This window comes from Peribacillus sp. AS_2, from assembly GCF_026891895.1.
Lineage (GTDB): Bacteria > Bacillota > Bacilli > Bacillales > DSM-1321 > Peribacillus > Peribacillus frigoritolerans.
On sequence record NZ_JAPTGA010000022.1, the window covers coordinates 1 to 21,977 of the forward strand.

Annotated in this window: 36 protein-coding genes and 2 pseudogenes; 3 read left to right on the forward strand and 35 right to left on the reverse strand. The window is 41.1% G+C overall.

What is annotated here, in order from left to right; translation table 11 throughout:
* Positions 1 to 184: 184 nt before the first annotated feature.
* Positions 185 to 421 (reverse strand): hypothetical protein, encoded by a 237-nt coding sequence (locus tag OTG27_RS24435; protein ID WP_048677931.1) that lies wholly within the window; start codon positions 419 to 421, stop codon positions 185 to 187.
* Positions 422 to 553: 132 nt separating this feature from the next.
* Here OTG27_RS24435 and pdaB point away from each other — a divergent pair, with 132 nt between their 5' ends.
* The gene (gene pdaB / locus OTG27_RS24440) at positions 554 to 1,306 is read left to right on the forward strand and encodes a polysaccharide deacetylase family sporulation protein PdaB (protein WP_034304945.1); all 753 of its coding nucleotides are present in this window, start codon (positions 554 to 556) and stop codon (positions 1,304 to 1,306) included.
* A gap of 93 nt (positions 1,307 to 1,399) precedes the next feature.
* Here the strand turns inward: pdaB and OTG27_RS24445 are convergent, their stop codons facing one another.
* Entirely contained in the window at positions 1,400 to 2,080 is a 681-nt protein-coding gene (locus OTG27_RS24445; RefSeq protein ID WP_268938419.1) for a KinB-signaling pathway activation protein, read from the reverse strand.
* Positions 2,081 to 2,217: 137 nt separating this feature from the next.
* Here OTG27_RS24445 and gerD point away from each other — a divergent pair, with 137 nt between their 5' ends.
* Positions 2,218 to 2,778 (forward strand): spore germination lipoprotein GerD, encoded by a 561-nt coding sequence (gene gerD, locus OTG27_RS24450; RefSeq protein ID WP_034304948.1) that lies wholly within the window; start codon positions 2,218 to 2,220, stop codon positions 2,776 to 2,778.
* A gap of 45 nt (positions 2,779 to 2,823) precedes the next feature.
* Here the strand turns inward: gerD and OTG27_RS24455 are convergent, their stop codons facing one another.
* The 4 genes from OTG27_RS24455 to OTG27_RS24470 all read right to left on the reverse strand — a co-directional run bounded on the left by OTG27_RS24455 (position 2,824) and on the right by OTG27_RS24470 (position 6,327).
* On the reverse strand, positions 2,824 to 3,882 hold the full coding sequence (locus tag OTG27_RS24455) for an Mrp/NBP35 family ATP-binding protein (RefSeq protein WP_098185921.1): 1,059 nt from the start codon (positions 3,880 to 3,882) through the stop codon (positions 2,824 to 2,826).
* Between the two features lie 140 nt (positions 3,883 to 4,022).
* A complete protein-coding gene (gene cwlD / locus OTG27_RS24460; RefSeq protein ID WP_191930677.1) occupies positions 4,023 to 4,739 on the reverse strand; it encodes an N-acetylmuramoyl-L-alanine amidase CwlD in 717 nt (238 codons plus the stop codon).
* Positions 4,740 to 4,821: 82 nt separating this feature from the next.
* A complete protein-coding gene (locus OTG27_RS24465; RefSeq protein ID WP_034304952.1) occupies positions 4,822 to 5,247 on the reverse strand; it encodes a DUF2521 family protein in 426 nt (141 codons plus the stop codon).
* Between the two features lie 549 nt (positions 5,248 to 5,796).
* Complete coding sequence (locus OTG27_RS24470; RefSeq protein ID WP_268938420.1) at positions 5,797 to 6,327, reverse strand: ECF transporter S component; 531 nt, start codon at positions 6,325 to 6,327, stop codon at positions 5,797 to 5,799.
* A gap of 187 nt (positions 6,328 to 6,514) precedes the next feature.
* Between OTG27_RS24470 and OTG27_RS24475 the strand changes: the two genes are divergently transcribed.
* Positions 6,515 to 6,664: a hypothetical protein gene (locus OTG27_RS24475; RefSeq protein WP_268938421.1), complete on the forward strand. Its 150-nt coding sequence runs from the start codon at positions 6,515 to 6,517 to the stop codon at positions 6,662 to 6,664.
* Here the strand turns inward: OTG27_RS24475 and OTG27_RS24480 are convergent.
* The 29 genes and pseudogenes from OTG27_RS24480 to rplP form a co-directional block, all read right to left on the reverse strand.
* Positions 6,612 to 6,767, reverse strand: a pseudogene (locus OTG27_RS24480) (TetR/AcrR family transcriptional regulator); the annotation flags it as partial. The gene OTG27_RS24475 and the pseudogene OTG27_RS24480 sit on opposite strands and share 53 nt — an antisense overlap.
* Positions 6,768 to 6,905: 138 nt before the next feature.
* Positions 6,906 to 7,298: a 30S ribosomal protein S9 gene (gene rpsI / locus OTG27_RS24485; RefSeq protein WP_034304957.1), complete on the reverse strand. Its 393-nt coding sequence runs from the start codon at positions 7,296 to 7,298 to the stop codon at positions 6,906 to 6,908.
* 20 nt (positions 7,299 to 7,318) lie between these two features.
* Positions 7,319 to 7,756, reverse strand: coding sequence for a 50S ribosomal protein L13 (gene rplM, locus OTG27_RS24490; RefSeq protein ID WP_034304960.1), 438 nt, complete (start codon positions 7,754 to 7,756; stop codon positions 7,319 to 7,321).
* Between the two features lie 267 nt (positions 7,757 to 8,023).
* Positions 8,024 to 8,764: a tRNA pseudouridine(38-40) synthase TruA gene (truA, locus tag OTG27_RS24495; protein ID WP_187050331.1), complete on the reverse strand. Its 741-nt coding sequence runs from the start codon at positions 8,762 to 8,764 to the stop codon at positions 8,024 to 8,026.
* 14 nt (positions 8,765 to 8,778) lie between these two features.
* Positions 8,779 to 9,576, reverse strand: coding sequence for an energy-coupling factor transporter transmembrane component T family protein (locus tag OTG27_RS24500; RefSeq protein WP_268938422.1), 798 nt, complete (start codon positions 9,574 to 9,576; stop codon positions 8,779 to 8,781).
* Positions 9,576 to 10,442: an energy-coupling factor ABC transporter ATP-binding protein gene (locus OTG27_RS24505; RefSeq protein ID WP_268938423.1), complete on the reverse strand. Its 867-nt coding sequence runs from the start codon at positions 10,440 to 10,442 to the stop codon at positions 9,576 to 9,578. The genes OTG27_RS24500 and OTG27_RS24505 overlap by 1 nt, the downstream gene beginning before the upstream one ends.
* Positions 10,418 to 11,257 (reverse strand): energy-coupling factor ABC transporter ATP-binding protein, encoded by an 840-nt coding sequence (locus tag OTG27_RS24510; protein WP_268938424.1) that lies wholly within the window; start codon positions 11,255 to 11,257, stop codon positions 10,418 to 10,420. The genes OTG27_RS24505 and OTG27_RS24510 overlap by 25 nt, the downstream gene beginning before the upstream one ends.
* 365 nt (positions 11,258 to 11,622) lie before the next feature.
* Positions 11,623 to 11,985, reverse strand: coding sequence for a 50S ribosomal protein L17 (gene rplQ, locus OTG27_RS24515; protein ID WP_034304973.1), 363 nt, complete (start codon positions 11,983 to 11,985; stop codon positions 11,623 to 11,625).
* A gap of 83 nt (positions 11,986 to 12,068) precedes the next feature.
* A complete protein-coding gene (locus OTG27_RS24520; protein WP_034304976.1) occupies positions 12,069 to 13,013 on the reverse strand; it encodes a DNA-directed RNA polymerase subunit alpha in 945 nt (314 codons plus the stop codon).
* A gap of 177 nt (positions 13,014 to 13,190) precedes the next feature.
* The gene (gene rpsK, locus OTG27_RS24525) at positions 13,191 to 13,580 is read right to left on the reverse strand and encodes a 30S ribosomal protein S11 (RefSeq protein WP_028390438.1); all 390 of its coding nucleotides are present in this window, start codon (positions 13,578 to 13,580) and stop codon (positions 13,191 to 13,193) included.
* Positions 13,581 to 13,602: 22 nt separating this feature from the next.
* A complete protein-coding gene (gene rpsM, locus OTG27_RS24530; protein WP_034304978.1) occupies positions 13,603 to 13,968 on the reverse strand; it encodes a 30S ribosomal protein S13 in 366 nt (121 codons plus the stop codon).
* Positions 13,969 to 13,990: 22 nt separating this feature from the next.
* Entirely contained in the window at positions 13,991 to 14,104 is a 114-nt protein-coding gene (gene rpmJ, locus OTG27_RS24535; protein WP_003156543.1) for a 50S ribosomal protein L36, read from the reverse strand.
* A 40-nt stretch (positions 14,105 to 14,144) separates the two neighbouring features.
* A complete protein-coding gene (infA, locus tag OTG27_RS24540) occupies positions 14,145 to 14,363 on the reverse strand; it encodes a translation initiation factor IF-1 (protein WP_028390440.1) in 219 nt (72 codons plus the stop codon).
* Between the two features lie 42 nt (positions 14,364 to 14,405).
* Positions 14,406 to 14,857: pseudogene (locus tag OTG27_RS24545) on the reverse strand (M24 family metallopeptidase); the annotation flags it as partial.
* A 71-nt stretch (positions 14,858 to 14,928) separates the two neighbouring features.
* On the reverse strand, positions 14,929 to 15,582 hold the full coding sequence (locus OTG27_RS24550; protein WP_048677894.1) for an adenylate kinase: 654 nt from the start codon (positions 15,580 to 15,582) through the stop codon (positions 14,929 to 14,931).
* 58 nt (positions 15,583 to 15,640) lie between these two features.
* Complete coding sequence (secY, locus tag OTG27_RS24555) at positions 15,641 to 16,936, reverse strand: preprotein translocase subunit SecY (protein ID WP_057276478.1); 1,296 nt, start codon at positions 16,934 to 16,936, stop codon at positions 15,641 to 15,643.
* Positions 16,936 to 17,376 (reverse strand): 50S ribosomal protein L15, encoded by a 441-nt coding sequence (rplO, locus tag OTG27_RS24560; RefSeq protein WP_034304982.1) that lies wholly within the window; start codon positions 17,374 to 17,376, stop codon positions 16,936 to 16,938. The genes secY and rplO overlap by 1 nt, the downstream gene beginning before the upstream one ends.
* Before the next feature lie 32 nt (positions 17,377 to 17,408).
* Positions 17,409 to 17,591, reverse strand: a complete 183-nt coding sequence (gene rpmD / locus OTG27_RS24565; RefSeq protein WP_034304984.1) for a 50S ribosomal protein L30 — start codon at positions 17,589 to 17,591, stop codon at positions 17,409 to 17,411.
* A 16-nt stretch (positions 17,592 to 17,607) separates the two neighbouring features.
* Positions 17,608 to 18,108 (reverse strand): 30S ribosomal protein S5, encoded by a 501-nt coding sequence (gene rpsE / locus OTG27_RS24570; RefSeq protein ID WP_034304987.1) that lies wholly within the window; start codon positions 18,106 to 18,108, stop codon positions 17,608 to 17,610.
* A gap of 22 nt (positions 18,109 to 18,130) precedes the next feature.
* Positions 18,131 to 18,493, reverse strand: a complete 363-nt coding sequence (gene rplR, locus OTG27_RS24575) for a 50S ribosomal protein L18 (protein WP_034304989.1) — start codon at positions 18,491 to 18,493, stop codon at positions 18,131 to 18,133.
* A 32-nt stretch (positions 18,494 to 18,525) separates the two neighbouring features.
* Positions 18,526 to 19,062, reverse strand: a complete 537-nt coding sequence (gene rplF, locus OTG27_RS24580) for a 50S ribosomal protein L6 (RefSeq protein WP_048677892.1) — start codon at positions 19,060 to 19,062, stop codon at positions 18,526 to 18,528.
* Between the two features lie 30 nt (positions 19,063 to 19,092).
* Entirely contained in the window at positions 19,093 to 19,491 is a 399-nt protein-coding gene (gene rpsH / locus OTG27_RS24585; protein WP_034304995.1) for a 30S ribosomal protein S8, read from the reverse strand.
* Positions 19,492 to 19,521: 30 nt separating this feature from the next.
* Complete coding sequence (locus OTG27_RS24590) at positions 19,522 to 19,707, reverse strand: type Z 30S ribosomal protein S14 (RefSeq protein ID WP_034304998.1); 186 nt, start codon at positions 19,705 to 19,707, stop codon at positions 19,522 to 19,524.
* A 25-nt stretch (positions 19,708 to 19,732) separates the two neighbouring features.
* Positions 19,733 to 20,272: a 50S ribosomal protein L5 gene (gene rplE / locus OTG27_RS24595; RefSeq protein WP_048677889.1), complete on the reverse strand. Its 540-nt coding sequence runs from the start codon at positions 20,270 to 20,272 to the stop codon at positions 19,733 to 19,735.
* Between the two features lie 29 nt (positions 20,273 to 20,301).
* Positions 20,302 to 20,613 carry a 50S ribosomal protein L24 gene (gene rplX, locus OTG27_RS24600; RefSeq protein WP_057276477.1) on the reverse strand — a complete coding sequence of 104 codons (312 nt, stop codon included), beginning with the start codon at positions 20,611 to 20,613 and terminating at the stop codon, positions 20,302 to 20,304.
* Positions 20,614 to 20,656: 43 nt separating this feature from the next.
* The gene (gene rplN, locus OTG27_RS24605) at positions 20,657 to 21,025 is read right to left on the reverse strand and encodes a 50S ribosomal protein L14 (protein ID WP_034305005.1); all 369 of its coding nucleotides are present in this window, start codon (positions 21,023 to 21,025) and stop codon (positions 20,657 to 20,659) included.
* Between the two features lie 41 nt (positions 21,026 to 21,066).
* Positions 21,067 to 21,330 carry a 30S ribosomal protein S17 gene (gene rpsQ, locus OTG27_RS24610; protein ID WP_048677887.1) on the reverse strand — a complete coding sequence of 88 codons (264 nt, stop codon included), beginning with the start codon at positions 21,328 to 21,330 and terminating at the stop codon, positions 21,067 to 21,069.
* A gap of 18 nt (positions 21,331 to 21,348) precedes the next feature.
* Positions 21,349 to 21,552 (reverse strand): 50S ribosomal protein L29, encoded by a 204-nt coding sequence (rpmC, locus tag OTG27_RS24615; RefSeq protein ID WP_034305010.1) that lies wholly within the window; start codon positions 21,550 to 21,552, stop codon positions 21,349 to 21,351.
* Positions 21,542 to 21,976 carry a 50S ribosomal protein L16 gene (gene rplP, locus OTG27_RS24620; RefSeq protein WP_034305012.1) on the reverse strand — a complete coding sequence of 145 codons (435 nt, stop codon included), beginning with the start codon at positions 21,974 to 21,976 and terminating at the stop codon, positions 21,542 to 21,544. Before rplP ends, rpmC begins: the two co-directional genes overlap by 11 nt.
* Between the last annotated feature and the right edge of the window lies 1 nt (position 21,977).

Sequence of the window (21,977 nt, forward strand, 5' to 3'; positions counted from 1 at the left end):
TGTTCGCCGTCTCTCTTAGCGACTTTAATATCTTAACATCTTATCACCACTTCGTCAATAACTTTTTTTAAAAAAGTTTTTATCATTCTTTTTCAAATGCTTTGACGTTGCAGCAACTTTTATAATATACCAGCGTATAAATCAATAGTCAATAGGTTTTTTGAATTTAATTCACTTTTAACTTTCATGACTGATTCCACTTGGATAAATTCGATTTCCCCTTCATATACATTAGGATTTCCTCCTCGGTGCTCACCCTTTTAAACAGCCTGAAAAGGATGTTATATTTCTCGTTTATTGCCCTTTTGACTATGTGATCGATTCTGTCATCCTGCAAATCGAATAGTATTTCATCCATCTCTCTTTTTAAAAGGTACTCCAATTCCATTTTTTCTTTGTCATTGATCAATAAACCGAGCATGGTTCACACCTCCATCAGACATCTTTCCCCATTCCCATCAATTTTATGAATTTTCAACCCGTTTTTTTGCATAACAATAATCCTCGCGCATAAATTTGAAGACAAGAGTACTTTGGACAAGGGGATGGATTAATGAAATTTTTCATGGTGCTTCAAGCCAAAAACATCAAGTATTATTCGTTAATTTTGCTTACCGCACTTTTTACCGCTTGGTTTCTTTTTGTACAAAACATTCTTCATGCCCCCGTTTTTTCAACGGAAGATGGGCCGAAAGCGGTTTATAAAGGGGAAAAGAATGTTGCGATCACGTTCAATATTGGCTGGGGTGATGAGAAAGCCGCTCCGATAATAGAGACATTAAAAAGAGAAAAGATTAAATCGGCCACCTTTTTCCTTTCGGGATCCTGGGCAGAACGCCACCCTGACATAGTAGCTGAAATTGTGAAAGAAGGATATGAAATCGGCATGCTTGGTTACGATTATAAGGATTATACCGAAATGGAAGATCAAGAAATCATCCGGGATATTTCTAAAGCCCAGGAAGCATTTAAAAAACTTAATGTAAAGAATATAGAACTTTTACGCGCTCCCACCGGCCACTTTGATAAACGACTCTTGAAGATCAGTGAGAAATTCGGATATACCGTTGTCCATTGGAGCATCGATTCGAAGGATTGGACCAATCCAGGTGTGGATCGGATCATACAGAACATCACCAAGGCCCAAAAAGGTGATATCATTTTATTACATGCTTCAGACTCAGCAAAACAAACGAATAAAGCATTACCGGAGTTATTAAGTGAACTTCGATCAAAAAATTTAAACTTCGTTAACGTTTCAGAGATGATTTCCAATTCCTCGGCAAGCAGTGAGGAAGTCCGCTAACTTAAAAAACTGCGTACTAATGGTCTCCCTGAACCTTTAGTACGCAGTTTTTCTGTTTTGACTTCTTTATGTAAGGTCCGGCCTACATATTGGTCAGCTGCCTTTACCTAATTGACCGGCTTTCATCTTTCCCTTTGCTGGAGTTTGCTTACGCTCTCTTCTATCGGCCAATTCCTTTTGTGAAATTTCAATCAATTTGCCAAGGACCAATAATTGATAAGCATTGCAGACTAGCAATGGAAACAGCATGAAGTAAAGCCAGCCTTCATCATTGGTTTTCAGGACAGGTACCCACTCCAATACCGTGACCACGACCATGAAAAACAAGGCCGGTATGAAGGACTGTTTATTCGTTTGTTTCATTTTGAAATAAGCTGTAATAAGCCCTGCGGCCAATACAACCAATGCTAACACGATATACGAACTGATTCCCTCGCCTGAACCAAAGCTAAGATATCGCAGGTAAACAAGATCGAATACAACAAAAAGAATGAGTACAAGTTGAACGGCATTCCATAAGGAAGCGCTTTTAAATATCCCCAGACCAAAACGATGTATTGTTAAATAGGCAAAAAAGCCGGCTTGGCTTATGACACTGAAAATTAATCCAACACCGAATAACCAAATAAAAGTTGATAGGATGGCACTGACTTCAAAAGAAGCAAAATAAGGCTTAAACTCACTCCATCGAGCCAAGAACCCTACAACTCCGCCAGTTACGCCACCTATAAGCAATGTTGTTAAAAACAATTTAACTAAATTACGGCTGTTCATTGTTTTCCTCCATACATTTCTATTTCATATCCTTAATTGTACCAACCAAATTTGGAAAAATCCACTTATTCCACCAAGGAATAATATCGCCGATTGGAACCATATTAACAGTAAGAAGGATGAAAGGGGCCCTGCGTATGAGAGTGGGAGTTGCTTTGCTTTTCACGTCATTCTTACTCGTTTGTTCCGGTTGTGCTCAAAATGGGGCAGGCGGAGAAAAAATGGAGTACGAAGAGACAAAGAAAATGGTCGTCGATATCTTGAAGACAGATGATGGAAAAAAGGCCATCCAGGATATCATTACTGATGATAAAACGAAAGCTGAACTCATTATGGATTCGGATGCCATTAAGAAATCCATTGAAGATATGGTCACTTCAGATAAAGGGAAGGAATTTTGGAAAAAGACATTCAATGATCCTGAATTTGCTTCCGCTTATGCTAAAGCATTAGAAGACGAACATAAAAAGGTATTGAAGGACTTAACTGCTGATCCTCAGTATCGTGGAATGCTCATGGAAATAATGAAAGAACCGGATATGGAAAAAGAAATGAATAAATTATTAAAAACCAAGGAAATGCGATCGGTCTATAAAGAGCTGATCATCGAGACAATGGAAAGTCCTCTCGTCCAAGCGAAAATGCAAGAGAAATTGGATAAAGCAGCCACAAAGGCGGCCGAGAAGGAGAAAAAGTAAAAAGAATGAAAAAAGGCTGATTCCCAATCGGAATCAGCCTTCTTTTTATTGCAGTTTTTCAATGACCTTTTTAGCAATATCTTCGTAAATCCTGCCAAGCCTATGGTCCGCTGCGTAAATGGATGGAGCAAAGTCCTCTTCGTTCCAATCTGGCTGTTGCAGGGGAAGTTGACCTAAAACTTCTGTACGAAGCTCTTCTGCAAGCTTCTTTCCGCCGCCTTTTCCGAATACATATTCCTTTTCACCGGTCGTTTTACTTTCGAAAAATGACATATTCTCTATGACACCAATGACTTCGTGTTCTGTCTTGATGGCCATGGCACCAGCTCTTGCAGCAACGAAGGCTGCAGTCGGATGCGGTGTCGTAACAATGATTTCTTTACATGAAGGGAGCATCGTATGCACGTCCAATGCAACATCGCCTGTACCCGGCGGTAAGTCAAGGACCAAATAGTCCAAATCTCCCCATTCCACTTCATTAAAGAAACTGTTAAGCATTTTACCCAGCATCGGCCCTCTCCAGATGATCGGCGCGTTATCCTCTACAAAAAAGCCCATTGAGATAACTTGAACGCCAAACCGTTCTACAGGAATGATTTTTTCCCCGCGAACAACCGGTCGTTTTGTTATCCCCATCATATCAGGTACGCTGAATCCGTAAATATCGGCATCAACCAGTCCGACCTTTTTGCCTAGACGAGCAAGTGAAGTGGCAAAATTCACTGAGATCGTAGATTTTCCCACTCCGCCTTTACCACTGGCGATCGCGATGAATTGTGTCTTACTGTTAGGTCCAAGCAAACCTTGGTCCGCCTCACCCTGGGGAATGCTTTCACGATGCTTGGCTAATTCCTCTTCTGAAAGTTCCGTGAAACGGATGCCTACCGATTCCGCTCCGTTCGTTTTCAGCAAGTCCACAACTTCGGATTGCATTTGCATTTGCTCGGCAGTCCCCGTTTTCGCAATCGCAAGTTTAACGCTTACATGACTCTTTTCAGGTTTTATTTTGATTTCTATAATTCCATTTGTCTCTTCAAGGTTTTTATGTAGAAAAGGGTCTTTAAGATCCTTTAATAAATTCAGTACTTTCTCTTCTGTTAACAAGTCGAGCACCCCTTTGAATTTTATTTTCCCATTTTTCAGTATAACATATTACCGAAAGAAAACTTATTATCTGCCTTGTATGCTGGGCCAGATTATTTCCCCATGATAAAAAGGCCTTGTACCTTACAAGACCCCCGACATCACTCTTCATCCGATAGTTTTTCTTCTGTGAAGTACCGTAAAATCCCCATATAAATTGAACTGGCAATCTTTTCCTGGTATTTATCACTGATAAGGCGTTCCCTTTCCTCAGAATTGGAAAGAAAGCCAATTTCCACAAGCGCACCTGGTTTCTTAGCATAATTCATCAAATACACATGATTGATCGTTCTTGCATCACGCTTTGTATTTTCCAGGTTTCTGATGATTTCAGTCTGAATGAATTTAGCCACCTGTTCATTTTCCTCAAACCTGCTTGTATAAAAGGTTTGGGCACCCTTCGATGACGCCGATGGAAAAGAGTTCAGATGAATGCTTAAAAATAAGTCCGCTTCCGAATCATTGATCATTTTAACCCGATTCCGTAAGTCCTCCTGTTTTCGCTGTCGGATCCCCTTTGTATTACCCTGTGCCAGATCCTCATCCTTCTCACGGGTCATGATGACAAGTGCTCCTTGTTCCTGCAAATAGTCCCTGACCTTTAATGAAACGGAAAGGGCAATTTCCTTTTCCATTATCTCTTGTACATTTGCACCGCCGTCCATTCCCCCGTGACCTGCATCCAGAATGATGACCTTCCCTGCCAACGGAAGGTTCCAGGAGTCCCAAGAATCATCTTCTACGAATTTAAAAGTCACAATTAAAAAAAGGACAAACAATCCCATTGCGATTCCTGTATATTTCAGCTTTCTGCGCATGACCGTTCCCCTTCCATGATCTCTATACTAAAAAGTATGGGACAAACCATGGAATTAGAACAAGGAATGGGATTTTGCCTTCTTAATGCAGTTTCATTTTATATCGTTTCTCTCCAGTCTTAAAACCGTCCAGCCACCAATCCCCCACAAATCCTTCACAACAATAAAACAATCCTTCATCGAAAGCGTTATTCGCTGTAACTTCCCGCCAATACAAAATAAAGTTAAAAAGAGTATCGACCAAAAACTTCTCTTCCTTCCAGCACCTGGACCTTACATCATCTTCCGACTCCCCATAATAGCCAAACTTACTATAGTTCGCTCCTAATAAATAAGCTTCGATGGCAACATCGAAGTAGCCTTCCTCCAAAACATCCATCAAATCCTGTCCAAAGTAACGCTGAATCCTCCCCTTCATATCCTCGATAGAAAGTTCCCTGAGCAACCTGCGTTCGAACTTCAATTGCCTTTCCCTTTGCATCTCCTGTAAACCTAATATCACAGCCATAATTCACCTCCGGGGCAATTCCCCATTTCCCAAAATTATTTCCCAAGACATAATTTAGTTTTAGCGTTCTATTTTGAACCATTCATTTATTCCATTGGCAAAAAATAATGAGGATAGGTTCAACAGGTAATTGAAATGCCCTCATATGCTATCTTCCATAAGAAGCTTAAAAGGACAGCCCAAACATTTCGGATGATATTTACTCGCAGAAAAAATTGATACTATCACCCGTAACCCGTTAATTTAGGATGCTACCCGAGGCGGACCTTGCGACTTGGGCAGCTCACTGCGCATGCCTTACATTGATCACACCTGATTATTCATATCGTGTTCTTCCTTAAATTCAAGCAAGCTTTGTGATCTATCGATAAAAAGGACATCCGTGGTAAACGGATGTCCTTTTCTAACATGATATTACATTTTATAATAGCGAATTTATTTAAATACATACCTACTTAGCAGGATGAACTGCCAGAGGTTCATAAAGCACAGTGTATCCAGTCGCCGGTACTACACAAAGTTTGAATGGCTTCCTATATTCATTTCACTTTATATCTGTCCAGCCCTCTTCTTTAATCGGCCAGCTAGAGGCACGACGATTATTCCGGCTATTACGACCTGCATTACGTTTCCGGGGATGGAGCCGAATGGCTGGATCCAGTTACCGTAAAGGATAACTTCAGTAAAATAATAGCCCACGATTTTTATGAACAATGCAACGGCAACGGCCAAAGTGTATACAAGTTCTCTTTTGCCCGGTACCTTTTCAGATATAAGGCCGGCTAGAAAGCCCATTGCTCCGACGATGACGAATGTAAACGGTGCCCATGCTGCCCAACCAGAGAATAAATCGAAGAAGGCCATACCGAAGGCGCCTGCTATCGCCCCTGTTTTTTTGCCATATACCAAGGCTGCTATAAAAAGGGGAACGTTGCCCAAATGGACCAGGCCTCCGTTACCCATAATTGGGAGCTTGATGTTGATGAACATTGTCGCTACAAGGGTTAACGCAATGAATAGTGCATTGATGACCAAGGCTTTTGTTTTAGTTGTTTCAATCGGTGAGTATGTTGAATTCATATGAAGTCCTCTTTCTTTTTTTAAGTATTATCATACTCCTAAGCAGAGACTTAATAAATATCGATTTTACAAATAATTCTGTATTCCACAAATAAACTCATGTGTAAACAAATGGGACCTACCATCCCCAACATCCGAAGCACCCTCCCCACGGCGTTAAATCGTTTTGTGGCTGGGAGGCTGGGACATGACGCAGAAGGGTTCATGGAGCGTGATGTGGGTCATATTATCCCGGTCATTAAAAGGACTTAATGAAATTCAAATTCATTCTAACGGATTAAGAATCATTGCACTCTGTACATTAAATAAATTTGATTGGCAATATAATCCGAACTAAAATGAAGCCCCTTTCTTAACCACCATATTATAATGCCTAGCAATGAGGCCGTTTTAATGTCAATATCAACATAATCAGCAGGTAAATCCTTCTTGGTCTTCTTATTTCCACTAATTGTTTTTAACTGAAATATTTAAAATAAAGCATATCCGGGAGATCACGGATATGCTTTACTAATATTTCGGTCAAAAAAAAGACCCCCAACCAAAATGGTTGAGAGCCTTTCGAGACGGTAATAGAATTAACGTTTTGAGAACTGAGGTGCACGACGTGCGCCTTTAAGACCGTATTTTTTACGTTCTTTCATACGTGGGTCACGAGTTAGTAAACCAGCAGTTTTAAGAGATGGACGGTATTCTGGATCAACTTGTAGCAATGCACGAGCGATACCGTGACGGATTGCTCCAGCTTGACCAGTATATCCACCACCGCTAACGTTTACTAGAACGTCGTAATTTCCAGTAGTTTCTGTTGCAACTAGTGGTTGGTTAACAACTTCACGTAATGCTGCAAAAGGAATATATTCATTGATGTCACGACCGTTAATAACGATGCGACCTTCGCCTGGTACTAAACGTACACGAGCTACTGAGCTCTTACGGCGACCAGTACCATAATATTGAACTTGTGCCAAGATAGTAACCTCCTTAGTAATTATCCGCGTAATTCGTATACTTCTGGTTGTTGAGCAGCGTGTGGGTGCTCAGCTCCAGCGTATACGTGTAATTTTTTGTAGATTTGACGACCAAGAGAATTCTTTGGAAGCATACCTTTGATAGCAAGTTCAAGCATTCTCTCAGGGTAGTTTGTACGCATTTCAAGAGCAGTTCTAGTTTTAAGACCGCCTGGATGCATAGTGTGACGGTAATAAATTTTGTCAGTCAATTTTTTACCAGTCAAATGGATTTTTTCAACATTGATAAGAATTACATGATCACCAGTGTCAATGTTCGGTGTAAAAGTTGGTTTATGTTTACCACGTAAGATGGATGCTACTTCAGTAGAAAGGCGACCCAAAGTTTTGCCTTCAGCGTCAATCACATACCATTTACGTTCTACTTCATTAGCTTTCGCCATAAATGTCGTACGCATGGTTAACCTCCTAAAAAACTTTTTAATTTTTTATATTTATTTTCAATCACAATAAACTTCCGGGGCTTATCGTGGGATTAAAATACATACCATATTATATTAACTTCTCCCAGATTCATTGTCAAGGGAATGTTACACTAGGATAAGTTGTCTATAAAACACTCTCTGCAACTCCAGGAAAAGCTCAGTATCGCATCAAACCGCTCCATTACTGATTTCAGCCCATTACCCACTTGTAAAAAAACTGGTATCACTTTGAAAATATTTTTATTTGTAAAATACTTTCCATAAATACAAGCCTTGGGCTGGGGCTGTTTTCCCTGCAAAGCTGCGGTCCTTCTTGTCCAAAATCCCGCTCATATCATGGGGTGACATCTTGCCGCTGCCGACATCCAGGAGCGTCCCAACCAAGATACGCACCATATTATATAAAAAGCCTTCGCCAACGAAGCGGAATACCAGGAAATCATCGCTCTCTTCAAAATCCATTTCTTTTATGGTTCGAACTTTATCGACCACTTCCGTTTTTGCCGAACAAAAACTTGTAAAGTCATGGGTCCCTATCAAATAGGAGATTGCTTCCCTTATCGCCTCCATATTTAAAGGGTATGGATAATGATAGGCGTAATTCCGCTTAAACGGATCCCGCAGTTTCGAACGGGCTACGATATAACGGTACTCTTTCCCAGTAGTATGGAACCTCGCATGAAAATCGTCAGGCACGATATCGACCTCCAGAGCGATGATATCGGTCGGAAGAAGAGCGCTGAACGCCTTTATCCAATTTTCAGTAGGGAATGTAAGGGGAGACTCAAAGTGAAGTACCTGCCCCTTTGCATGGACCCCTGAGTCTGTCCTGCCTGAAGCAGTCACTTTTATAATTGTGCCTTTATGCATTTGGGCCAAGACTGCCTCGAATTCACTTTGTATGGTGCGTTTCTCAGGCTGCACCTGATAGCCAGCAAAATCCGTGCCATCATAAGCGATCACACATTTATATTTTGGCATAGTTCTCTTCCTTATTATGAACGTAATAAAAATAACATGACCGTTAGAACACCAATTGAGACCATCAAAAGACTATCACTCGTCTTCCAGTTCAATTGGCGATATTTCGTGCGGCCTTCCCCGCCACGGTATCCTCTTGATTCCATGGCAGTTGCCAATTCCTCGGCCCGTTTGAACGAACTTACAAATAAAGGAACCAGCAGAGGTACAATCGATTTAACTCTGTCCTTTATCGGGCCAGATGAAAAGTCAACGCCCCTTGCAGTTTGGGCCTTCATGATTTTTTCTGTTTCCTCCATTAGCGTCGGGATGAATCGAAGGGCAATGGACATCATCAATGCCAGTTCATGTACAGGCATCTTCCACTTTTTCAAAGGTCCCAACAGCTCTTCCATCCCGTCTGTAATGGATATCGGGGATGTCGTCAAAGTTAAAAGTGACGTAACAAGGATTAGTAAAGTAAATCTAATGGATATGAAAAAACCTTGAATCAAACCGCCTTCATAGACTTCAAACCAACCGTATTCAAAAAGCAATTCCCCTTCCTTCGTAAACAATATATGGAGAAGGAATGTAAATACGATCAAGAAAAAGATTGGCTTCAACCCATTATAAAGATAGCGAAGCGGTATTTTGGAAAGACTGATCAAAAGGATGGTGAATACAGCAAGCAAACCGTAAGAAACGACATTATTCGCCAAAAAGACGACACAAACAAACAGGAACACGAGGAGCAGTTTAGCCCTTGGGTCCATCTTGTGCATCAATGAATTTGCAGGGACATAACGCCCGATAATCATTTTATCCAGCATCAGCGGTTCCCCCGTTTCATGGCTTTATCTATTTCTATCGCTAAATCACCGATATTAAGACATGGATGATCAAATCGAACACCAAGTTCCTTCTGAAGCTTTAGCTGAAAGCGGACCGTATCAGGAACATTCAGGCCTAGCTCCATTAATTGTTCCGGCTCTGAGAAAATTTCCTGTGGGGTTCCTTTTTTGAACACCGTACCCTTATGCATGATGATGATGTCATCCGCGTACTTGGCTGCATCCTCCATGCTATGGGTCACCAGAATCGTTGAAATGCCCCTTGCTTTATGCAGATCATAAAACATATCCATGATTTCTTTGCGTCCTCGCGGATCCAGTCCCGCTGTGGGCTCATCAAGCACCAATACTTCCGGCTCCATGGCAAGTACCCCAGCGATGGCCACACGTCGCATCTGTCCGCCGGATAAGTCGAATGGAGACTTTTCAAGTACTTCCTCATTCAACCCGACTTGCGCGATGGCTTTCCTGGCCAGTTTCTTTGCATCGATTTCAGAAACGCCAAAATTCATAGGACCGAAACATATATCCTTTTCAACCGTTTCATCAAATAACTGATGTTCCGGAAACTGAAAAACAATTCCGACCTTTTGTCTTATGGGCCGCAAAGCCTTTTCTTTTCTTCCTGCTTCAATCGTCCGATCCCCAATGAAAACCCGACCCTTCGTCGGTTTTAAAAGAGCATTCAAATGCTGCAGTAGCGTGGATTTCCCGGACCCTGTATGCCCGATGATTGCGGTATAGGTTCCCGGCTCCATTGAAATATTGACATCATGAAGGGCTAGATGTTCAAAAGGAGTATTCACCTGATAGCGGTATTCTACATCATCGAGTGTAATTCGCATAAATCCTTCACCAACTCTTCCTCTGTCAAATGCCCATCAACTACACGAACACCATTTTTTTGTAACTCCTTGGTTAGTTTCACTGAAAAGGGAATATCCAGACCAAGAGCAATCAATTCTTCCTCTAACTCAAAAATATCCTGAGGCGAACCTTCACGATATAACCGACCTTGGTTCATGACTATCATTCGATCAGCTTTCGCAGCTTCCTCAAGATCATGGGTGATTGATATGACAGTGATCTCGTTTTCCTGTTTTAATTCCCTAACTGTTTCAAGCACTTCTTCACGGCCTCTTGGGTCAAGCATGGAGGTTGCTTCATCTAAGATGATTATGTCTGGCTGCAAGGCTATTACACCTGCAATGGCCACTCTTTGCTTTTGACCGCCGGATAGATGGTGCGGCTCTTGATTAAGAAAGGCATTCATCTTAACCTTATTTAACGCACCATGAACACGCTCCACCATAACCTGCTGAGAAACACCGGCGTTTTCTAAACCAAAAGCCACATCATCCTGAACTGTAGTGCCTACAAATTGATTATCTGGGTTTTGAAAAACCATGCCAATTTTCTGGCGTACATCCCAAACGGATTCTTCTGTCAAAAGTTGATTATTAATCGTAATGGTACCTGAGTTAGCGAACTGAAGGCCATTCAATAACTTCGCTAATGTCGACTTGCCAGAACCATTATGTCCGACAATCGCTAGCCACTCCCCTTGATGAATATCAAAAGAAACATCATCCAAGGCGTTTCGAGACTGACCCTCATATTTAAAAACAATATTATTTAAAGAAACCAGCTTCTTCACCATGTGGCCCTCCTCATCCTCGACTGCACTCGCCTAAACTAAGCTCTGCTCACTCAATATAAATATAGTAGTTTTTCCTTCTGAAAATATAAAAAAACGCTGCACCCCTTCCACCGAAAGAATTTTCGGTAAATTAAGAGCAGCTAACAGCGGACCTGTTACGAAAAACAGGTTATCTTATAATCGCTTATCAAAAGCGGGAAGGGGTGCTTGAGCTAGACGTGAAGGCTCCCCGTATGTACAGGTTCCGCCAGCCATCGTAACACTCAATGCGAATTTCTAAAGTACAGAATTTCTATTTAAAAAAAGAAAAAGGGCATAGAACAAGTGAGTATATTCATTTGTCCCGCCCTTTTTCATCGTTGTTATTAAACTAATTCAATAACCACGACTGGTGCACCGTCACCGCGGCGTGGACCAACTTTCATGATACGAGTGTATCCACCTTGACGTTCTTCATAACGTGGAGCCACGTCACTGAATAGTTTTTGAAGGGCATCTGTGCCATTCTCAGCGTCAGCGATTTCGTTACGGATGAAAGATGCAGCTTGACGGCGTGCATGCAAGTCACCACGTTTACCAAGAGTGATCATTTTATCTACTACAGAACGTAATTCTTTTGCACGTGCTTCAGTAGTTTCAATGCGCTCATGGATAATAAGATCCGTAGCTAAATCACGAAGTAATGCTTTACGTTGTGCGCTAGTGCGTCCTAACTTTCTGTAACCCATTAGAGATTCCCTCCTTTGTTGAAGTTCTATATTGTGTGTCAATAACAAGGCTCACAACATAATGGATTGATTCCGCCATGTTATCAGTCGTCTTTACGAAGACCTAAGCCTAATTCTTCTAGTTTCGCTTTCACTTCTTCAAGTGATTTACGACCTAGATTACGTACTTTCATCATATCTTCTTCCGTTTTATGAGCTAGCTCTTGAACGGTATTGATTCCAGCACGTTTCAAGCAGTTGTAAGAACGAACAGAAAGGTCTAATTCTTCGATCGTCATCTCAAGAACTTTTTCTTTTTGATCTTCTTCTTTTTCAACCATGATTTCAGCATTTTGAGCTTCATCGGTTAAACCAACAAAGATATTTAAATGCTCTGTTAAAATCTTAGCTCCAAGTGCTACCGCTTCTTGCGGACCAGTACTGCCATCAGTCCAAACATCAAACGTTAACTTGTCAAAGTTAGACAACTGTCCAACACGTGTATTTTCAACTTGGAAAGATACGCGTGAAACCGGAGTGTAAAGAGCATCGATTGGAATTACACCAATTGGCTGGTCTTCTCTCTTGTTTTGAACAGCAGGAGTGTAGCCGCGGCCGCGACGTGCAGATAAACGCATACGCATATGACCGTTTTTACCAATTGTAGCAATATATAAATCCGGATTAAGAATTTCTACATCACTATCATGAGTGATATCAGCAGCCGTGATGACTCCGTCACCCTGAACGTCAATTTCCAGCGTCTTCTCTTCATCAGAGTAAATCTTAAGAGCTAGTTTTTTCACATTAAGAATGATAGATGTTACATCTTCCACGACGCCTTCAATTGTTGAGAACTCATGTAGCACTCCATCAATTTGTATAGCTGTGACAGCAGCACCTGGGAGTGAGGATAAAAGAATACGACGTAAGGAGTTACCCAATGTAGTACCATACCCACGCTCTAGTGGCTCTACGACGAATTTACCGTACTTGGTATCGTCGTTGATTTCAACCGTTTCGATTTTTGGTTTTTCTATTTCGATCATCAATAAACCCTCCTTCAAAACGTCAAAACCCCGGCAAGTAAACGAAGTCACTTAAACCGAAATTCCCCATGTATACGTTCCCGCTGTGCGCAACAACTGAAAATTAATCCTCTGTAAGAACGCAAACTCAGTATTATATCCCATTATTGACAGGAATACAAAATCTATACAGAAAAATTAAACACGGCGACGTTTTGGTGGACGGCATCCGTTATGTGGAACTGGAGTTACATCTTTAATTGCAGTTACTTCTAGGCCAGCAGCTTGAAGTGCACGAATGGCAGCCTCACGTCCAGCACCAGGTCCTTTAACTGTAACTTCAAGAGTTTTCATACCATGTTCAATTGATGTTTTAGCAGCTGTTTCAGCAGCCATTTGTGCAGCAAATGGAGTGGATTTACGAGATCCACGGAATCCTAGAGCTCCAGCACTTGACCAAGAAATAGCATTACCATGAGAGTCAGTGATCGTAACGATAGTGTTATTGAATGTTGAACGAATATGTGCAATACCAGTTTCTATATTCTTTTTCACACGACGTTTACGTGTATTAGTTTTACGTGCCATGAAAAGTAACCTCCTTTACTAATTATTTTTTCTTGTTAGCTACAGTACGACGAGGTCCTTTACGCGTACGAGCATTGTTTTTTGTATTTTGACCGCGAACAGGAAGACCACGACGGTGACGTAAACCACGGTAAGAACCGATTTCCATTAAACGTTTGATGTTTAGGGAGATTTCACGACGAAGGTCGCCTTCTACTTTAAGCTTGTCAATGATATCACGAATTTTGTTCAATTCGTCTTCCGTTAAGTCACGAACGCGAGTTTCTTCAGAAACGCCTGCTTCTGCAAGAATCTTAATCGCTGTTTGTTTTCCAATACCATATATATATGTTAATGAGATAACAATACGTTTGTCACGGGGAATATCTACTCCAGCAATACGTGCCATGCTTGAGTGCACCTCCTTCTATTTAGCCTTGTTTTTGTTTATGTTTAGGGTTTTCGCAAATAACCATTACTTTACCTTTTCTGCGGATAACTTTACACTTTTCGCAGATTGGTTTGACTGATGGTCTGACTTTCATTGCTATCTAACCTCCTTATACAGATCGGAGCGTAACCGGATTATTTGAACCGGTATGTGATTCTGCCGCGAGTTAGATCATACGGGGAAAGCTCAACCGTAACTTTATCTCCAGGCAAAATGCGAATAAAGTGCATACGAATTTTACCGGATACATGAGCTAAAACAGTATGACCATTTTCTAATTCTACCTTAAACATTGCATTTGGCAAAGTCTCTTGTACTGTGCCTTCTACTTCAATTACATCATCTTTCGCCATTAAAGTGATTCTCCCTTCTCTATGCGTGAACCTATTAAAGGTGCACATCTTTCCGTCAACATTACTACAGTCCAATTATCCTCATAAGTCTTACAATTCTGCATCAAGTATTCACCATTTTGTAGAACCAGGCTTTAACTGAGGACCTTTATCAGTTGGACCGAAATGAGGATTTTATGGGTCCTCATGTAAGTCTTGACCGATTCCGTGACCGACATACTCTCGAAATAGAGAAGCAATTAGTCTCGACATAGGTTTGAATAGCATGGGAGATGTTTGAAAGGCGCACGCCTGACATAGCTTCTTTCAACCCTCTATATCACGACTCTTTAGGAATCCCAATAGAGTCACTGCATTTCTTCATCAATTTTGCCGACCGGATATGTCCATGAAGATCACTTAAAAAGTAATCGCCCAATTCAGGGAATACCAAGTACAAGAACCTGATTAATAAATGTGCGAATGCTCTCGCGAAATCCATTATACCCTTTGTATTATAGGAATGCACCAAGTTTAACTAGTAAGTTATAAAAATGGTATGAATTTCATAAATCAATACATATGATTAATTTTGTAAAGCACCAAGCAACACATCGATATCTTCAAATACCTTATTAATATCTTGCTGTCCGTTAATGTTGACCAAGTAACCTTTGTCTCCGTAGAAATCAAGAAGTGGCTTGGTTTGTTTCAAATTCACATCTAAGCGATTTTGAACCGTTTCAGCATTATCGTCGGCACGTTGATATAATTCTCCGCCGCAGCGGTCGCATACATCATCTTTAGCAGGAGGATTGAATACAAGATGGTATGTCGCACCACATGATTTGCAAATACGACGTCCTGTCAATCTTTCCATTAAGATGCTTTTATCAACATCGATATTAATGACAAAATTCATATTGCGATCTAAATCAGTTAGAATGCTTTCAAGTGCCTCTGCCTGTGCCACAGTACGTGGAAATCCATCAAGCAAAAATCCTCTTAGGCAGTCTTCCTTGCTTAAACGCTCACGTACGATGCCAATGGTAACTTCATCAGGTACCAATTCGCCTTTGTCCATGAATGATTTCGCTTTTAGACCTAGGTCTGTTCCATCTTTGATAGCTGTTCGGAACATATCTCCAGTAGAGATATGAGGGATATTATATTTTTCTACGATTTGTTCAGCTTGAGTGCCTTTACCAGCACCCGGCAGACCCATTAACACTAGATTCAATTTTCTTCCCCCTCAAACTCTATAATGGGTAAAGGGAACAAGCCGTTCCCAAAACTCATTACTTTATAAAGCCTTTATAGTGTCTCTTCACAAGTTGTGATTCCAGCTGCTTCATCGTATCAAGGGCAACCCCGACTACGATCAGCAAACTGGTACCACCAATCTGTGCAGATTGAGGTAGATCAGCAAGCTTAATGAAAAATACCGGTAAAACGGCAATGATGGCCAAGAATATCGAGCCTACAAACGTCAAACGGTATAAAACACGTGTTAAATATTCTTGTGTACTCTTACCTGGACGAATCCCCGGCACATAGCCACCTTGCTTTTTCAAATTCTCAGCCATTTGTTCAGGATTAACCTGAATGAAAGCATAAAAATACGCAAAAGCAATGATAAGAGCAACATATATGATCATACCAATTGGTTTGGTGTAATCAAGATTTGTTGATATCCAGCTAGTCACGCTGTTCTTTCCAAAGAAAGAAGCGATTGTAGTGGGAGTAATAATAAATGCCATTGCAAAGATTACCGGAATAACCCCCGCAGCATTTACTTTCAATGGTAAATGAGTAGACTGGCCACCCATTTGCGTACGACCTACCGCAGCACGTTTCGCATACTGAATAGGAATTTTACGTAATGCCTGCTGAATGAAGATAACAGCAACCACGATTGCTAATACTGCTAAAACTATGAGGATAATCGTTATGATTCGTAAGAATAATTGATCACCGGCATTTTCAAATTGCTGTGCGTAAATCTGATTTGCCGTATTTGGCAAACTAGCTACGATACCAGCAAAGATAATGATGGAAATCCCATTACCCACACCCTTAGCAGTGATCAGCTCCCCTAACCACAAAAGAAAAGCTGTTCCTGCCGTTAAGACAGTCGCAATAAGCAAGTATGTTGCAATTCCAGGATTTTCAATCAACTGTCCACCTGACATATTATTGAACCCATAGGACATTCCAACTGCTTGGATAAATCCTAGGATAATAGTGAAGTAACGAGTGAATTGCGCTAATTTACGACGCCCTGCTTCCCCTTGTTTAGACCATTCAGTGAACTTAGGAACAACATCCATCTGTAGCAGCTGAACGATGATGGATGCCGTGATGTACGGCATGATACCCATCGCTAAAATAGAAAAGTTTTGCAGTGCCCCGCCGCCAAAGGTATTTAAAAGCCCGATGACGCTAAGCTGGTCCTGTTCAGCGAGAAAATCGGCATTCACATGCGGTACAGGTATAAATGTACCGATGCGATAGACGATTAACATTAGAAGGGTAAAAATAATCTTATTCCTTATTTCACCCACGCGCATAAAATTGGAGATCGTGCGAAACATTAGATCACCTCTGTATTACCGCCAGCAGCTTCGATAGCTTCTTTAGCAGTAGACGAGAATTTGTGAGCTTTAACAGTAAGCTTTTTCTCAATGCTTCCTTTGGCAAGAATCTTGATTCCTGCTTTTTCTTTACTTACAACGCCAGTCTCAAGTAGAAGAGCTGGTGTTACTTCAGTACCGTCTTCGAAAAGATTTAACGTATCAAGGTTCACGATAGCATAGTCTTTACGGTTGATGTTGGTAAATCCACGTTTAGGTAAACGTCTGAATAGAGGAGTTTGACCCCCTTCAAATCCAAGACGCACACCGCCGCCGGAGCGAGCGTTTTGTCCTTTGTGTCCTTTACCTGCTGTTTTACCGTTACCAGATCCAATACCGCGACCTTTACGTTTACGTTCTTTACGAGAACCTTCTGCAGCTTTTAACTCATGAAGTTTCATGTTGGCACCTCCTTGTTAAGTTAAAAATTATTTTATTGTTCTTTTACAGTAACAAGATGAGCAACTTTGGTAATCATACCGCGAATCGCAGGGTTATCTTCTTGAACAACCGTTTGATGCATTTTGCGTAAACCCAAAGTGTTAACTGTAACACGTTGATCTTCAGGACGACCAATCAAGCTGCGAGTGAGGGTGATTTCTAATTTATTAGCCATAATTCGATTTCCCTCCTTATCCTAACAGTTCTTGTACTGATTTTCCACGTAACTTAGCTACGTCTTCAGCACGTTTCAATTGCTTCAATCCTTCGATAGTTGCGCGAACCATATTAATAGGTGTATTAGTACCTAGTGATTTAGACAAGATATCGCTAACTCCGCCTAATTCAAGTACCGCACGAACAGGACCACCAGCAATTACTCCTGTACCTTCAGAAGCTGGTTTCAATAGAATGTGACCTGCGCCATAGCGACCGTTCACAAGGTGAGGAATAGTAGTACCAACCATTGGTACTGTAATTAGATTTTTCTTAGCATCCTCAATAGCTTTACGGATAGCATCCGGAACTTCTTGAGCTTTACCAGTACCAAATCCAACATGACCATTTTTATCACCAACAACAACTAGTGCAGTGAAACGGAAACGACGTCCGCCTTTAACAACTTTAGCTACACGATTTACTGTAACTACGCGTTCTTCAAGTTCTAATTTATTAGGATCAATGCTACGCATCTGTTATGTCCCTCCTTATCCATTAAAATTCTAAGCCGTTTTCACGAGCAGCGTCAGCCAATGCTTTAACACGACCATGGAAGAGGTAACCACCGCGGTCAAAAACCACAGCTTTGAAACCTTTTTCAACAGCACGTTTCGCAATAAGTTCGCCAACTTTTTGAGCTGCTTCAGCATTGCTACCTGCTTCGATACCGATCTCTTTATCAAGAGTTGAAGCACTTGCCAATGTTACGCCTTTTGCATCGTCAATTAATTGTGCGTAAATGTGTTTGTTTGAACGAAACACATTTAAACGAGGACGAGCTTCTGTTCCAGAAAGCTTAGCACGTACACGCGCATGTCTTTTCTGACGAGTAGCATTTTTATCAAGCTTCGTAATCATTTACGTCACTCCTTTCGTTTACTTATGCGGCATTACTTACCTGTTTTACCTTCTTTACGACGAACGAATTCGCCTTCGTAACGGATACCTTTACCTTTATACGGTTCAGGCGGGCGAACATCACGGATATTAGCTGCTAGAGCTCCTACACGTTCTTTGCTTGCACCTTTTACGATTACTTTTGTATTAGAAGGAACTTCGACTTCAACGCCAGCTTCTGGCTCTATTTCTACAGGGTGGGAATATCCTACGTTAAGGATAAGCTTGTTACCTTGCTTTTGTGCACGGTACCCAACCCCAATAAGTTCAAGTGATTTTACGAAACCTGTTGATACACCTTCAATCATGTTAGAGATAAGCGCGCGAGTAGTACCGTGTAAAGAACGGTGAGTCTTCTCGTCAGACGGGCGTGTTACAGTTAACACGTTCTCTTCAACAACGATTGAAAGGTCAGGACTGAATGATCTAGATAATTCACCTTTAGGTCCTTTAACAGTTACTTCACTTCCAGTAACAGTAACTGTTACGCCTGCAGGGATTTCAATAGGTTTTTTACCTATACGAGACATAATGTGCACCTCCATTCTTGTGAAAATGTATTACCAAACGTATGCTAAAACTTCTCCGCCAACTTGTTTAGAGCGAGCTTCTTTGTCTGTTAAAACTCCGTGAGAAGTAGAAACAATTGCGATACCTAAACCGTTAAGAACGCGTGGTACCTCTCCAGTTTTTGCATATACACGCAAACCAGGTTTGCTGATACGTTTTAGACCAGTGATAACACGTTCGTTGTTTGCACCGTATTTTAAGAAGATACGGATGATACCTTGTTTGTTGTCTTCGATTAATTCAAAGTCACGTACGAAGCCTTCACTTTTTAAGATCTCAGCAATTTCCTTTTTGATCTTTGAAGCAGGAACTTCCAGTTTTTCGTGACGAACCATATTCGCATTACGGATGCGAGTAAGCATATCTGCAATAGGATCTGTCATGACCATTATATTTTACCTCCTTCCCAAACTCGGGTTTTACCAGCTAGCTTTTTTAACGCCAGGAATTTGTCCTTTATATGCAAGTTCGCGGAAACAAATACGACAAAGTTTAAATTTACGTAATACAGAATGTGGACGTCCGCAACGTTCGCAACGTGTATATTCTTGTACTTTAAACTTCTGTTCGCGTTTTTGCTTTACGATCATAGACTTTTTAGCCACGATTTCGCCTCCCTTTATTTAGAGATTACTTTTGGAACGGCATTCCAACTTGAGTAAGTAGTTCACGAGCTTCTTCGTCAGTGTTGGCAGTCGTTACGATAACGATGTCCATACCACGAACTTTGCTCACTTTATCGTAATCAATCTCAGGGAAGATAAGTTGTTCTTTAACGCCTAATGTATAGTTCCCACGTCCGTCAAAGGATTTCTTTGAAACGCCACGGAAATCACGTACACGCGGTAAAGATACAGATACTAGCTTATCAAGGAATTGATACATACGCTCACCACGTAATGTAACTTTCGCTCCGATAGGCATACCTTCACGCAAACGGAAGCCTGCGATTGATTTTTTTGCTTTTGTTATAACTGGTTTTTGACCAGTGATCAATGTAAGTTCTTCAACAGCTGTATCTAAAGCTTTCGAGTTAGAAACTGCGTCACCCACACCCATGTTAATAACGATTTTCTCAATGTTTGGTACTTGCATTACTGATTGATAGTTGAATTTACCCATCAATGACGGTGTAATTTCACTTTTGAATTTTTCTTTAAGGCGGCTCATTGCTTAGTGTACCTCCCTTCATTTATGACTTATTTATCTAAAGTTTCACCTGATATTTTAGCTACGCGTACTTTTTTACCATTTTCGATCTTATATCCAACACGAGTCGGTTTACCTGATTTAGGATCAAGTGGCATTACATTGGATACGTGAATAGCAGCTTCTTTACTGATAATTCCACCTTGTGGATTAAGTTGAGATGGCTTTGAATGCTTTTTCACGATGTTAATTCCTTCAACAAGTACACGATTTTGTTTCGGATATGCAGAAAGAATTGTTCCTTGTTTGCCTTTGTCCTTACCAGAGATGACTACGACTTTGTCACCTTTTTTAACATGCATTAGCTTGGCACCTCCTTGAAAGGCTTTATACAAATTTTACATATTATAGAACTTCTGGAGCAAGAGAAACGATCTTCATGAAACTATTGTCACGTAATTCACGAGCAACAGGTCCAAAAATACGTGTTCCACGTGGACTCTTATCGTCACGGATAATTACACATGCGTTTTCATCGAAACGAATGTAAGAACCGTCAGGACGACGCATACCACGTTTTGTACGGACAACAACAGCCTTAACGACTTCACCTTTTTTAACAACGCCTCCTGGTGTTGCCTGTTTAACTGTACAAACGATGATATCACCGATGTTTGCAGTCTTACGGCCTGAACCACCTAGGACTTTAATTGTTAGCACTTCACGAGCACCTGAATTGTCAGCGACTTTTAAACGAGATTCTTGTTGAATCATGTACGGTACCTCCCTTCGGAATTAGCTTAATCCGAACTAGATTAAATGATTACTGCTTTTTCTACTACTTCTACAAGACGGAAGCGTTTTGTAGCTGAAAGTGGACGAGTTTCCATGATACGTACTACGTCGCCTGCTTTAGCTTCGTTTAGCTCGTCATGAGCTTTAAACTTTTTAGAATATTTCACGCGTTTACCGTATAAAGAATGCTTTTTATAGGTCTCTACAACAACTGTAACTGTTTTATCCATTTTGTCGGATACTACGCGTCCAGTGTAGATTTTGCGTTGGTTGCGTTCGCTCATTCTGCAAACCTCCATTCATTATCGATTAGTGACACCGATTTCTCTTTGACGAACAACTGTTTTCATACGAGCAATCGATTTGCGAACTTCACGGATGCGAGCTGTATTTTCAAGTTGTCCAGTAGCTAACTGGAAACGAAGATTAAATAGTTCTTCTTTAAGAGATTTTAGTTTTTGTTCAATTTCAGCAGTGGTTAGATCTTTGATTTCATTAGCTTTCATTTGTTTCACCACCAATTTCCTCTCTTTTTACAAACTTGCATTTGATTGGAAGTTTGTGTGCTGCAAGGCGCAATGCTTCTCTTGCCACCTCTTCAGATACACCAGAGATTTCAAACATAACTTTGCCCGGTTTAACAACTGCTACCCATCCTTCAGGAGCACCTTTACCGGAACCCATCCGTACTTCAAGCGGCTTAGCTGTGTAAGGTTTGCTTGGGAAGATTTTGATCCAAACTTTCCCTCCACGTTTCATATAACGAGTCATCGCAATACGAGCTGCTTCGATTTGACGGTTCGTGATCCAGGAAGCTTCTTGAGCTTGAAGTCCAAATTCTCCGAAGTGAACTTCAGTGCCGCCCTTAGCCATCCCTCTCATCTTACCGCGGTGTTCACGACGGTATTTTACGCGTTTTGGCAATAACATA